The organism is Streptomyces sp. Qhu_M48 (assembly GCF_051305195.1).
Classification (GTDB): Bacteria; Actinomycetota; Actinomycetes; order Streptomycetales; family Streptomycetaceae; genus Streptomyces.
Genome location: NZ_CP195432.1, coordinates 5,827,666 through 5,840,442, shown reverse-complemented (window position 1 = coordinate 5,840,442; position 12,777 = coordinate 5,827,666). Strand labels below are relative to the sequence as shown.

Annotated in this window: 9 protein-coding genes and 2 pseudogenes; 10 read left to right on the top strand and 1 reads right to left on the bottom strand. The window is 68.8% G+C overall.

The window, feature by feature from the left end:
- Positions 1-55: 55 nt before the first annotated feature.
- Positions 56-1,879, bottom strand: coding sequence for an asparagine synthase (glutamine-hydrolyzing) (gene asnB, locus ACRRSS_RS26285; RefSeq protein ID WP_435973577.1), 1,824 nt, complete (start codon positions 1,877-1,879; stop codon positions 56-58).
- 723 nt (positions 1,880-2,602) lie between these two features.
- Between asnB and ACRRSS_RS26280 the strand changes: the two are divergent.
- The 10 genes and pseudogenes from ACRRSS_RS26280 to ACRRSS_RS26235 all read left to right on the top strand — a co-directional run.
- A pseudogene (locus tag ACRRSS_RS26280) lies at positions 2,603-2,956 on the top strand (protein kinase domain-containing protein); the annotation flags it as partial.
- Between the two features lie 22 nt (positions 2,957-2,978).
- Entirely contained in the window at positions 2,979-4,592 is a 1,614-nt protein-coding gene (locus ACRRSS_RS26275) for a serine/threonine-protein kinase (protein WP_435973576.1), read from the top strand.
- Positions 4,593-4,929: 337 nt separating this feature from the next.
- The gene (locus ACRRSS_RS26270) at positions 4,930-5,616 is read left to right on the top strand and encodes a DUF6928 family protein (protein WP_435973575.1); all 687 of its coding nucleotides are present in this window, start codon (positions 4,930-4,932) and stop codon (positions 5,614-5,616) included.
- Positions 5,617-6,088: 472 nt separating this feature from the next.
- Positions 6,089-6,613 (top strand): hypothetical protein, encoded by a 525-nt coding sequence (locus tag ACRRSS_RS26265; RefSeq protein ID WP_435973574.1) that lies wholly within the window; start codon positions 6,089-6,091, stop codon positions 6,611-6,613.
- A 181-nt stretch (positions 6,614-6,794) separates the two neighbouring features.
- Complete coding sequence (locus tag ACRRSS_RS26260) at positions 6,795-6,950, top strand: hypothetical protein (protein ID WP_435973573.1); 156 nt, start codon at positions 6,795-6,797, stop codon at positions 6,948-6,950.
- Positions 6,951-7,405: 455 nt separating this feature from the next.
- Positions 7,406-7,983, top strand: a pseudogene (locus tag ACRRSS_RS26255) (IS5 family transposase); the annotation flags it as partial.
- Positions 7,984-8,317: 334 nt separating this feature from the next.
- Positions 8,318-9,352 carry a TIGR02677 family protein gene (locus ACRRSS_RS26250; protein WP_435973572.1) on the top strand — a complete coding sequence of 345 codons (1,035 nt, stop codon included), beginning with the start codon at positions 8,318-8,320 and terminating at the stop codon, positions 9,350-9,352.
- Positions 9,303-10,232 carry an SbcC/MukB-like Walker B domain-containing protein gene (locus ACRRSS_RS26245; protein ID WP_435973571.1) on the top strand — a complete coding sequence of 310 codons (930 nt, stop codon included), beginning with the start codon at positions 9,303-9,305 and terminating at the stop codon, positions 10,230-10,232. The genes ACRRSS_RS26250 and ACRRSS_RS26245 overlap by 50 nt, the downstream gene beginning before the upstream one ends.
- Positions 10,223-11,464: a TIGR02679 family protein gene (locus tag ACRRSS_RS26240; RefSeq protein ID WP_435973570.1), complete on the top strand. Its 1,242-nt coding sequence runs from the start codon at positions 10,223-10,225 to the stop codon at positions 11,462-11,464. The genes ACRRSS_RS26245 and ACRRSS_RS26240 overlap by 10 nt, the downstream gene beginning before the upstream one ends.
- Before the next feature lie 93 nt (positions 11,465-11,557).
- Positions 11,558-12,712 carry a hypothetical protein gene (locus tag ACRRSS_RS26235; RefSeq protein ID WP_435973569.1) on the top strand — a complete coding sequence of 385 codons (1,155 nt, stop codon included), beginning with the start codon at positions 11,558-11,560 and terminating at the stop codon, positions 12,710-12,712.
- The last annotated feature ends 65 nt before the right edge of the window (positions 12,713-12,777 follow it).

The following is a 12,777-nucleotide window of genomic DNA, read 5'->3' as shown; positions in this document are numbered from 1 at the left end:
GGGGTGGTCCTCGGAGAAGTCGGTGAAGGGGGCGGTCGGTGGGGTGCGGGAGTGATTACAGGCGCAGGGAGGGGTTGTGGGTGCGCATCCACTGGTCGAGGTCGAGGACGAACTCGATTCCCTCGCGCGGGAACCGGTCCTCGCCCTGCGGTTCGAGGAGCAGCGTGCGTACGGCTTGGGGGTCGAGCAGGCCGATGGCCGGGGAGTCGGTGGACAGGAGCTGCCGGACCTGGTGGGTCAGCGCGGCGCGGTAGGCGGGGTCGCGGACCATCGGATAGGGGCTTTTGCGGCGCTGGAGGACGGGATCGGGGAGCAGTCCGTTCACGGCGGCGCGCAGCAGGCTCTTCTCCCGGCCGTCGTGGTTCTTCAGGGCCCAGGGGACGTTGAAGACGTACTCGACGAGGCGGTGGTCGAGGAACGGGACGCGGACCTCCAGGCCGACCCCCATGCTGAGACGGTCCGTACGGTCCAGCAGACAGGGCAGGAAGCGGGTCAGGTTGAGGTGGCTGGCCAGGCGCAGGGCCGCTTCGTCGGGTGAGGTGCCGGGGAGGTGCTCGATCTCGGCGACGGCTCGCGCGTACAGCTCGGCGCGGTGACCGGGCAGGTCCAGTGCGGCGGCGAGGACGGGATCGAGCAGCCGGGTCGCATCCGCGCGACCCAGGACCTTGTCCCAGGGAAACGATCCGGCAGATGCCGCCTCGCGGGTGAACCAGCGGTAGCCGCCGAACAGTTCGTCCGCTCCCTCGCCCGACACCGTGACGGCGAAGTGCTCGCGTACCGCCCGGAAGAGAAGCAGCAGCGAGGTGTCGAAGTCGCCCATCGTCAGCCCGTCGCGCAGGTGGCCCGTCCAGGCGCGCAGCGCGGGGTCGGCCAGGTCGTCCGCGCTCGGCCGGACCGTGCGGTGGGTGGTGTCGAGGTGCCGGACCATCAGGTCGATGTAGGGGCCGTCCGGGTCTCTTCCCATGGCGTCATCGTCCGCCGCACGGGCCCCGACGTCGACGGACAGGGTGTGCAGGTTCCCGGCGGCGGGACGGCCGAGGGCGGCGAGCGCGCTGGAGTCCAGGCCGCCGGACAGCAGCATGCAGACGGGGACGTCCGCCGCCAGCTGCCCCCGCACGGCCTGCCCGAGCAGCCCTCGTACTCGCTCCACGGTGGTGGGCAGGTCGTCGCGGTGCTCGGTCGGCGTCAGCGACCAGTAGTGCTGAATGGATTCGCCTTCGGAGGAGAGGACCACGGTGGTGCCGGGGGCCACCTCGCGCAGGCCGGCGAAGGCGCTGCGTCCCGGCGTCTTGATCATCGGGTGTCCGGTGAGCAGCAGCTGACGGAGTCCGTCGGTGTCCAGGGCCACCGGGACGTCCGGGTGGGCGAGTACGGCCTTGGGCTCGGACCCGAACACCGTCCCGGCCTCGGTCCTGGCGTAGCAGAGCGGCTTGATGCCCAGCCGGTCCCTGGCCAGGGTCAGCCGCCGCCGCGCCGGCTCCCACGCCGCGTAGGCGAACATTCCCTCCAGCCGGCCGGGGGCGTCGCGGCCCCAGGCGTCGATCGCGTGCAGCACCACCTCGCCGTCACCGCGCGAGCGGAACCGGTGGCCGAGCCCGGTCAGCTCCCGCCGCAGTTCACCGTGGTTGTAGATCTCCCCGGTGAACACCACAGCCAGCACGGTCCGGCCGCCGCGCTCGAGGAGCAGCGGCTGACGGCCGCCCTCCAGATCCACGACGGCCAGCCGGGTGTGGCCCAACGCCGCGTTCCCCTCGCGCCAGGTCGCGGAAGCGTCCGGCCCACGGCAGGCGAGCGTCTGCGTCATCTCCTTGAGGGTGGTGCCTTCCGTGGCGGCCGCAGGAGCTTCTCCGAAACCTGCGTACCCGACCAGACCGCACATGCGTGAGAACTTCCCAGGCCCAGCAGGAGGGACCGCCCTGAACGTCGTGGGCCCGCACCGCCGCACCCTGACGGGTACCTGCTCCACGACAGGGGTCCACCGCCGGATCTCCGGCGGCGACAACTCAAACGATCAAGGGCTGATCACGTCACGCACCGCGAGGAGGGGCTGTGAGCCTGCGTCGAAGGTGGCACGTAGCGCCCATAGTGCCCGCATTGCAGATTGATCTTGAGCCCGATTTGCGTCACGCGCACCGCTGACCTGCGGTTTCCTTTCGCGTGTTCTTTGTTCCACGTGCTTTGCGATGACCCACCACGTGGAGTGCGTGGCGATCCTGGAGCCGGTGAAGAAGGACGCCTGAGCTGGGGTTTTGTGCGTGCGCGGTATGTGCGGTGTGGGCGTTACGGGCGATACCTTGACGCTGAGATGACGCTCGTGACGCTGATTTGACGCTCGTTCTGATGGGGTGTCAGTCGATTGTCGGGGAGGGCCGGGCCGCGGCGCGCACCGATGAACAGACGCTCTGCGGCGAAGGCGACGGAACAGGCGAGCGGAGCTCGTCGGCTCCGTTTCGCTCCTGTGCGCTCGATGAGGAAGCGTTGCCGACCATTGCCTGAGAAGGCAGTGCCTATCGTCTCGACGCGCGGCTAATATCCAGCTCTCAGGTACCGGCATGCGTCCGGCCTTTGGCCTGCTGCACGTCTGAAGGAGATCGGAAGCCCGGTGAGCAGTGCTCGTTCTGGTGGGCGGGTGCTGGCTGCCCACCCCGGTGACCCCAAGCGCGTCGGCCCCTACCGGATCATCGGACGCCTCGGCTCAGGGGGCACGGGCACGGTGTTCGCCGGCCTCGACGCCGCCGGTCTACGGGTCGCGGTCAAGGTCGTCCACCCTGCCCAGGCGGACGACGCGGAGTTCCAGGCGCGCTTCCGCCGAGAAGTCCAGCTCTCCGCCCGTGTCCAGGGCCCCTGCCTCATACCCCTGATCGCGGCTGACGTCGAAGCACCGTCACCGTGGCTGGCCACTGCCTATGCCCCAGGGCTCACCCTCGATCGGTACATCGCCGCGCACGGGCCGCTGGCCGGTGGAACCCTCTACGCCTTTGCTGCGGGCACAGCCCAGGCTCTCGCGGCTATATCATGCCGCGGGTGTCGTCCACAGGGACGTCAAGCCGCAGAACGTCATCCTGACCCCGGTCGGTCCCCGCGTCCTGGACTTCGGCATCGCGCATGCCGCCGACGGCACATCCGTGACGCGTACCGGCATTCTGACCGGCACTCCAGGTTGGATCAGCCCTGAGCACTACCGCACCGGTACGACGGGTCCCGAGGGTGACATGTTCGTCTGGGGCGCCCTCATAGCCTTCGCGGCCACCGGTCGCGCGCCCTTCGGCGGGGGAGCCCCCGACGCGGTCGCCTACCGGGTCATGTCCGAGGATCCTGATCTGCGTGGCCTTCCTGGCGAACTCCACGCCATCGTGAGCAGGGCTCTCGCCAAGGAGCCGCGGGACCGAGCCACCGCGTGGGACGCTGCCGAGACATGTGCCGTCCTCCTCGCAGCACAGGCCACACAGGTCGCGCCGACGGGTGCGGAACCGACACTGGCGGGCGATCTCGTCGCTGCCCAGTGGGCCGTCCCCACTCTGGACGACCCGAACTGGAGACGTCCTGCCCGTTCCAGCAGACGACTTATCGGCATTGCCGCGGTGGTGGGTACTGTCATCGGTGGCCTGGCGGGTGGAGCGCTGGCCCTGCAGCCCGGCAAGGTGGAGACAACTTCGACGAGTTCTCGTCCTCACGTCAGCGCATCCCCCACCAAGACCGCTGCCATGTCGGCTTCCGCTTCACCCCCAGCAAGCTCCCAGGCTGCAGTGGGCGCCGCATCATCCCCTTCTTCTGCGGACGCGGACGAGGCGACGATCGCCACGTGGCGTGCGGCTCGTCGCGCCAAGGGAGAGGCGGAGATCGAGACCGAGGCCGCGCTCGGGCACGACCTCAGCTACGGCATGGGCGAGGAGTACAACTACAGCGGTCAGTACGACGTGGGCTACGCCCCGTCCCGGAGGCAGCTCTACATAGCCATCAGCGGCCCGACCGTGGAGCCACGAGTCGTGCAAGGAGTGGCCAAGAATGCCTGCCTCACCTTGCGCATGATGGCGGATATCTACAAGGCCCTTCCGTACGACGAGTACGTCCTGGTCGACAACACCACGTCCACTGCGCCGACGATCGTGTGGGAAGACGACTTCCGCGCCAACACCGGCTGCATCACACGGACCATCGACCGCACTGCGACCGACCCCGGGCAGGCCCCGACCTGGCACCCTACTGAAGAAGGACTGGCCGCGGCCCAGATCCCCAGCGTCGACCAGCGCGAAATAGGAGTGGCAACCGCGGCGGTCGACCAGCTCTTTGTCGACTGGAACGCCAACTCCCGGCTGTTCGAAGACCCCCGCTACATCAGCGACGAGAACACCAGCATCGGCTTCGCTCCGCACGAAGGCGTGATGTACGTGTGGGCCACCAAGCCCGAGTGGGACCAGAGCACGCGAGAGGAGTGGGCAGAGGCCGCCGCCAGCGTTGCCTGCCGGACAGTTCTCGCGGAATCTCGCGCGGGGCAGGGATGGGGCTACGCCCAGCACGTGGTGGCGGTACTTGACGGCGCTGGAGGCACGGAGTTCCTTCGCTGGGGCACGGCCGGCAGCTGCACGAGCTGACCTCGTCTCAGGCCAGCATCGTTGCGCTGGGTGGTGGTCAGCCGAGCGTGAGACGCCTGCGGCACTGCTGTCAGATGCTGAGCACGGGCCTTGGGCCTGCCCGGACCTGCCAGTTCCCTCCAGGCTCGCGTCGGAGTTCGGCGCGGTTCCAACTGTGGACCTCATGCTGATTGGAGTGCGGCGCGCTCCGCCGCCAAGTGCTTAGAAGGCACTTGGTGGGTGGGGGCGTGGGGCGGCTCTGACCTGAGCGGATGCGGCCGGTAGCCGGGCGCCGCCGAAAACTTCGGGCGTTTTCGGGACGGCTGGACTGTCGGTGGCTCCGGATAGCGTGCGTCACATGGGAGCGAAGACGGCGCTACTGGCGTACGCGGACGGAGATGTGGCCTCGGTGCTGCAGGCGGCCAGTGAGCCGACAGCCGAGGACACGGCGGCGCTGATCGCCCGGGTCTTCCCGGGCTGTCGTGCGGAGCCGACGGAGGGTGAGGTGCTGGGAGAGGCGACGTACCCGCCGGACGGCCTCACGTACGCGGCGAGCTTCCCCGGCGTGGACCTGGTCTGCGACCGGCACTTGATGTTCGACCGTCCATCGGAGCTGCCGACGCACCTCCTGGAAGCGGCAGCGGGACGCCGCGTGATCCTGCACGCGATGCACAGCGTCTCGGACTGGCTCGCCTTCGCGGTCTGGGAATCCGGCCGTCTGGTCCGCTCGCTGAGCCTCACCCCGGACGGCGGCATCGCGGAGAACATCGGCGACCCGTTCCCCTTCGAGACGCCGTACTGGGCGGGTGACCGTCCCGTGGAGTTCGACCCGGAGTGGGACGAGGAGCCGTACGCGCTGCCCTTCCACCCTCTGGAACTGGGCGACGAAGCCCTGCGCGCCTTCTTCGGCTTCCTCCTGGAAGGCCGGCCCTTGCCCGAGGACGTCGACCCGGACGAGGTCCCAATGCTCGGTTTCCGCCTGTTTGCCGACAGCAATGAGCCGAGCAGCCGGCACCGCCCAGTCGATGGCATCCGCCCGAGATAGGTTGACGATTCACGTCTGCAAGGGGGAGCGGCGGTGACCGGTCTTGTTCTGGGCGTCACGTTCATCGCGGAGGGAATGATCCGCGGCTCCATGGGGCTTCTCGACACGATGCGGGGAGCGCGTGACACGGCCATTGCCGTCGGCCACGAACTGACGCGGCAACATGGGATGGCAGGGGACGACGAAACCGGGCGAGCCTTCGCCAAGGTGTACGTCTCGGCAGCCTCCGCAACGCTCGACAAGATGGGCTTCAGCCTCTACGTCCTGGGCGAGACGAGCAAGGGGCTGATGCGTAACGCCCGCGAGTTCTGTACCGAGAACTACCTCGGGCTGGGCCAGGAACTCCCCGAGACGGTGGGGGAGACCGTCTGGTATGAGCAGTACGCCCCCAGCGGCGGCAGCGACCGCTTCCGCGGCTCGCCGGAGAAGACCCGGGACGTCGCCAGCTCCTGGCGTCACGGCGGAGGTGCTCATGCAGCGTTTCCTCGAGGACGGGCAGACATATGCCCTCACCGCGAGCAAGGCACACTCCGGCGAGGCCTCCGACGCCTTTCAGAAGTACGTCAAGCACAACGTCGGCCTCACCTGCCCACCGGCGAAGGCGGAGGAAGGCGAGCCGCTCGTGACGAACCTCGTCGCCGCCTGTACGCAGATAGCCAAGGCATGTGACCGGTACGCCAAGCACGTGGAGGCCACCAAGGAGAAGATCGCTCAGCGCAAGCTGGACTTCTTCGCGGTCGACATGCCGTGGGACCAGCCGATGTTCGGGGGCAACGGATCCGACGGCGGACTGCTCGGCGCCGTATTCGGGGACTCCCGGATCCGGGACCTCGGCTGTGTGGGCCATGCGCTGGACTCGTCCGCCGCACGCATCAAGCTTCCAGCCGCCGATCCGCCGGCGGCACCTGCCATACCGGGATTCCCGTTCCTGCTGCCCCTCATCCCCGGGCCGGTACCCATGCAAGTGCCGTACCGGGAGAAGGGCTTCCGCGCCTGAGAGTTCGCAGACCTGCTGACCTCTGCCCACCAGCAGCTCGGCGGTGCCCCGTCGATCGTGGTGTGGGACAACGCCAGCACCCACCACGAGAAGGACCAGCGGGAGTTCTGCGACCGCAACAGTGACTGACCATCGTCAAACTCCCGCCCTACGCACCTGACCCCAACCCCGTCGAGGGTGTATGGCCCACCAGAAGAAGTTCCTGGCCAACCTCGCACTCCGTGCGTTCAACGACCTCACCCCGCTCGTGATGAACCGCCTACACGGCATCCAACGCCGACCCGAGATCCTCGACGGCTTCATAGCCGAGACCGGGCTGGCACTGGAGCCCCCGTAGCCTGTCACCCCACCCCTTCAACCTCGGCGTCAGCGCAACTAGCGTTGCAGTCGGCTCACTCTCGAGAAATGCGGCAGGGACGGAAGGAGTCGACTTCTGCGCTTGCGTCGTGGATCTGCGCTGCGGCTGAGCGGGCGGGTACGTCCCGTGCATCAGATGATGCCAGCCCACGTCGGTAATCGCGGCGCTCCACTGCCCCCGCTGCCTGACCGCCTTTAGCAGCCCGCGATTCTGCAGGGCCTGACAGCTGGTCTTGTATGTGCTGTCTTCCCACACGCCATCAGGGCACCCCTACCCGACCCACTGCAGCACCGCCAGCTGACGCTGTTGAGCTGCTGCTTCACATGGGCCTCCACCTGGGGTGATCGGGCAATGTCGCATGTTTGACTGATCGTTTCAGAATGAGTTCGGCCGCGGATCCTGCACTCGACGATCTTGGTCGACAGGGTGTCCGGGTGCGTGCTGATCTTGTTCCTGACGACTGGTGGGAGCGGGTGGCCCCGCTGCTGCCACCGCCTCCCGACCGGCGCCGTCGCCACCCCGGGCGGTTGCGTGTTCCCGACCGAGTGGCGCTCGCGGGCATCCTCTAGGTGCTGCGCACTGGTGTCGCGTGGCGCGATGTCCCTGCGCAGACCGTGGGCTGCTCCGGAGTGACGGCCTGGCGCCGACTGCGGGACTGGACCGAGGCCGGCGTCTGGCCACGCCTGCACGCCGCCCTGCTGGCCGAACTCCGCCGCGCGGACGCGTTGAACCTGGACGACTGCTCCGTGGACGGCTCTCATGTTCGGGCCCTCAAAGGGGGGATCATGTCGGCCCCTCGCCTGCCGACCGCGCCCGCCCGGGCTCCAAGCACCACCTGATCGTCGACCGCCACGGAACCCCGCTCGCCGTCACGCTCACCGGCGGCAACCGGCACGACGTCACCCAGCTCCTGCCGTTACTCGACGCCATTCCCTCGATCCGGGGACTGCGCGGACGTTCCCGCCGCAAGCCCCGGCGCCTGTACGCCGCCCATGCCTCGAACAACGACCTCACGCTTTCCCAGCCCGGCCCCGGAGCGAAGCGCGCCAGGAAGAATGGCTGATCACAGCCGTACTCACTGAGTTCACCGACCAAGACGTCTTCATGCAAGAGCTGCCATCGCGTCATCTGGTGTCCCCATCCCCCACCCCCCAGTCGAGTCCGCATCATCGCAGCGCGCAACTCTCTGGCCGAGGGTTCCATTCTGAAACGATCAGTAAGGCCATGACCCGCGATCTCCCGGAGTTCGGTGAAACAGAGGCATGCAAGATCGCATTGAGGTGTAAATCAGCCAAGTGCTTTCGTCCCTGTCTGCGACTCTGTCCGCTGCGGGACAATGGTCGGCGATGACCGTCACCACCACTGCCCCGGAACCACGACCGGACGGCTACAGCCCCTTCGCCCACCTCACCGTCCAGAACACGGCTCTCTACCGTCAGGTGATGCGGGGATTCGTCATCGCCAAAGAGCGGTTCGCGGTGCATCTGCGTCCCGAGGACGTGCATGCCGCCCTGCCGGCGGAGGCGCGACCCGCTGAGCTGGACGTCGTGGTCAAGGCGCTGGACAGCCTCGTCGGTTGGGGCAATCTCCGCGCTGACCCCGACACAACCCGCGTCACCGCCGTCGAGGACTTCTACCGGAAGAGGTTCGTCTACCAGCTCACCCAAGCCGGAGAAGCTGCCGAGGAGGCGCTGGGCGTCTATGACGAGGCGCTCGGGCGGCGCGGCTCGCTGCAGGCCGTCGCCCTGCACGACATCGTCACCCAGTTGCGGGCCCTCCTCGTGCTGGCAGCCGAGGAACAGCCGGATCAGGCCAAAACTCACCTGGCACTTGACGCGCTGGCGAGTCGGTTCGCCGCTCTTGCCGACAACGCACGCGCCTTCATGGGGTCCTTGCAGCGGACCATTGACCTCCATGACGTCGAAGAGGAAGTCTTCCTCGCCTACAAGGACCGGCTCATCCAGTACCTGGAGCGGTTCATCCAGGACCTGATCACCCTTGGCGGGCGCATCGCCCGCTTGATCCTGGAGCTGGAAGACGCAGGGAGCATCGAACCTCTACTGCGGGCTGCCGCGGCCCGTGAGGCGGCCGACGCCTCGCCGGAGGAGACCGAGCACGCCGAGCGGGAGGCGTACCAGCGCTGGTCAAGGCGCTGGACCGGGCTCGCCGCGTGGTTCATCAGCCGAGAGGGGCGCGAGTCGCAGGCCAGGCTGCTGCGCGGCCGGGCCCTCGGCGCGATCCCCCAGCTCCTGGCCGTCGTACGGTCGCTGAACGAGCGCAGGGCCGGGCGCTCCGACCGGTCCGCCGACTTCCGCACCCTCGCCCGCTGGTTTGCCGAGGCCCCCGACGACGGTCGTCGACATCGTCTATCAGGGCCGTGAACGGGCCGTACCCGACCTCGCCGAGGCACTCACCGCCGAGGTCGGCGAACTCACCCGCATCCTGTCGGCCCGTGAACGGGAGATCCTCGAAACCCACCTGATCACCGAGGTCGCGGGCACCCTCCAGGAACTCATCGGGGCCGCCGAACGGCAGGTGCGCGACATGAACACCGAACTGGAGGACCGCCCCACCTCCACCGGAATGAAGCTGCGACTGGTCTGGCGGGCCTCCCGCAAGGCGCCCTCCGGCCTCGCCCCGGCCCGCGAACGGCTGGGCCAGTCCGCCGACGCCTGGACCCCGGAGGACCGGACGGCGGTGGGTGAGTTCCTCCAGACGCAGATCGCCCGGCAGCAGACGGACGACACGTCCGGCAGCTGGCTCGAACACCTCACCGCCGCGCTCGACTACCGCGCCTGGCACGAGTTCGGGGTCGAGCGGCACCAACACGGCCGCTGGATCCCGGCCACGGGCCCGGCCTCGGGTGGCGAGCGGGTCCTCGCCGTATCCGTACCGCTGTTCGCCGCGGCCTCGTCGCACTACGCGAGCGCGGGCAGCCCGTACGCGCCCCGCCTGGTCACCCTCGACGAGGCGTTCGCCGGCGTGGACGACGACTCCCGCGCCAAGTGCCTGGGCCTGCTGCACGCGTTCGACCTGGACGTGGTGATGACGAGCGAACGGGAATGGGCCTGCTATCCGCAGGTCCCCGGCGTCGCCATCGCCCAGCTTTCGCGGATCGACGAGGTGGCGGCGGTACTCGTCACCCGCTGGGAATGGGACGGCAACCGGCGGCACCGCCGAGAGGACCCGGTGCGGTCGGAGAGTCCGAACCCGGACCCGCTCGCGGAGGCGACGGCCGGATCGGAGCACCTGTGGACCTGACATCCGCCAACGCCCCGGTCGACGAGGCCCGGCTGCGCCGTCTGCTGGGCGACCCCGCCCTCGACTGGCTGGTCGACCGGGCGCGCCGGCGCCTGGAGCGTGAACAGCCTCTCACCGGTCCGGTTTCTCTCAGCGCGCCCATGCCGGCGCAGCGGGCGTCGGCCGAGCGGCTGCTGGGTCGCTCGCCTGGGAGCGGGCGCTCCCTGACCGTCCGGCTCGACGAGGTGGACACCGTCCTGCGCCGTTCCGGGATCAGCCCGGACGGTCTGGCGGCCGCCGTGGTCGCGCTCACCGGGCCGGTCGTCCTGCTTGGCCCGGCCCGGCAGGCCGAGGAACGGGCCTGGCAGGAGGCGTACGCCGTGATCGACGCCCTAGCGGACCAGATCCCGGACCTTGCCGCATGGGCCGACCGGCTCCGCGGCGACGGCCTGGTACGCCGCCTCGCCGGAACACCCGCCGCAGCCCAAGACCTCCTCGGCCAAGTCGCCACTGCCCTGAGCGCCCTCCCCGCAGACCCGCCCGTCTCGCTTCCCACCTTCGCGGCCCGGCTGTTCGGCGGTGCCCACGCCCTGGACGACGGCACCCCCTTGGCCACCCTCACCCTCTCGGGAATCCGAGCACTGACGGGCTACCCCGACGGGTCGGGCGCGGAATGGCGCCGGGATGCATGGGCATCGGTGGGCCTGCTCCGCGACGAGCTGTCCTCGACGGTCCTCACCCTGAACCTGAGGGGCACGCCCGCCCTCGACTTCATGGCAGATGCGGGCGAGCCGTCCGTCCTCACCCTTCGCCAGCTCGTCCGCCACCCCGTTGCGGCTTCTGCCCCGGTAGTCCGGATCTGCGAGAACCCGGCGGTGCTCGCGGCGGCAGCCGACGTCCACGGGGCTGATTCCGCCCCGCTGGTGTGCCTCCAGGGCCAGCCGTCCGCGGCAGCGATGACTCTCCTGCGCCACTTGCACGAGCGTGGGGCAGCACTGCTCTATCACGGAGACTTCGACTGGGGCGGGCTCCGCATCGCATCCGCACTGCTGCGTCGCGTCCCCTGGCGGCCCTGGCGCTACACGGCCGCCCACTACCGCGCCGCGGCGCTCGCAAGGCCTGACGGCCCGCCACTCGCAGGGCAGCCGGCCGAGGCTCTCTGGGACCCGGATCTGCAGCAGGCTCTCTTGGAACTCGCTGTCCGTATCGAGGAAGAGACGGTCCTCGATGTACTGCTGTCCGACCTTGCGTGACGACGGTACCGACCTGGGGCCACGACCGATCCCTGCTCGGTTGTCAGTGCAGTTTGATAAGCCTGTGGGCAGCGGTGATAGACGTTCGTGGGGATGGGGATGGAAGTGGCCGAACAACCAGTGTTTCTGCTGGGCGAGGGACTGAACGCTTTGGTGCCTGCCCCATTCGACACCGAGGCCGAGTTCCAGGCGCTGCTCGCACGCCATCCCCGGATCCTGGACTTCGGTTCGCTCGCCGACGGCCGACCCCTTCGACTCGTTCTCGTGGCGCGCGAGATGAGAGTCCCCACCAGTGACGAGAGCGGCTCCGCGTACTGGCTGGACCACCTGTTCGTGGACGCGGACGGTGTGCCGACCCTGGTGGAGGTCAAGCGGGCGGCCGACACCCGCATACGACGGGAAGTCGTGGGCCAGATGCTCGACTACGCCGCCAACGGGGCGCGTTACTGGCCTGCCCCGCTGCTCCAGCGGACCTTCGAGGAAACCTGTGTGGTGGACGGGCGGCCTCTCGAGGACGCGTACCAGGAGCTGCTGGGCGGCCAGTCGACCGAGGAGTTCTGGGCGACGGTCGAGGAGCGGCTTGCCGCCGGGCGGATGCGGCTGCTCTTCGTAGCTGACCGGGTACCTCTGGAACTGAGGGCCATCGTCGAGTTCCTGAACCGGCAGATGCGGCAGACGGATGTCTATGCCGTCGAGCTGACCCAGTACCGGGGCAGCGGTGATCACCGTGTGCTCGTCCCGAGGGTCCACGGCGAGGTGGCCACAGCCAACAAGACACAGTCGAGGTCAGGCCAGGCGGGCCGGAAGTGGACGCGGGCCGACATGGACGTGGCACTGGAGAGTCGTAGCCCGGAGAAACGGCAGGTCGCCCTCGCGCTACTTGAGCACGCGGAGTCGGCAGGGCGCCTCGTCGGTAATAGAGCGGGGTACCCCAGTTTCTCCGTCTACTTTCCGGCCTCGGGCAGGGAGGTCCCCGTCTGGACGCTGTCACTGCGCGAGGATCCGGACAAGGACGATCTCGCCTTCAGCTTCGGGTCCATCACCCACCACTTGGGAAGCGACGTGACTTCGGCCTTCGCGGACGCCCTGCCGGCCGTGGACGGACTTGAGCAGAGGCTCGCGGCGCAACGGGCGAAGGGTTTCAAGGGCTGGCCGTCGGTTTCGCTTGCGGCACTGTCCAGCCGGCCGGAGGCGCTGGGCCAGGTGCTGGCGGCCATCGAGCAGCTGATGAGCGATGACAGCACCTGATCGCAGGGATCGGTGCATGACCATGCACACCGCATGGTTCTGAGAAGGCGCGCGATAGGCTCTAC

Bases quoted from the DNA above. Each gene is read 5' to 3' on its own strand.
- asnB (WP_435973577.1), bottom strand. From the start codon at position 1,879: ATGTGCGGTCTGGTCGGGTACGCAGGTTTCGGAGAAGCTCCTGCGGCC.
- ACRRSS_RS26270 (WP_435973575.1), top strand. From the start codon at position 4,930: ATGGGAGCGAAGACGGCGCTACTGGCGTACGCGGACGGAGATGTGGCC.
- ACRRSS_RS26265 (WP_435973574.1), top strand. From the start codon at position 6,089: ATGCAGCGTTTCCTCGAGGACGGGCAGACATATGCCCTCACCGCGAGC.
- ACRRSS_RS26260 (WP_435973573.1), top strand. From the start codon at position 6,795: ATGGCCCACCAGAAGAAGTTCCTGGCCAACCTCGCACTCCGTGCGTTC.
- ACRRSS_RS26250 (WP_435973572.1), top strand. From the start codon at position 8,318: ATGACCGTCACCACCACTGCCCCGGAACCACGACCGGACGGCTACAGC.
- ACRRSS_RS26235 (WP_435973569.1), top strand. From the start codon at position 11,558: ATGGGGATGGAAGTGGCCGAACAACCAGTGTTTCTGCTGGGCGAGGGA.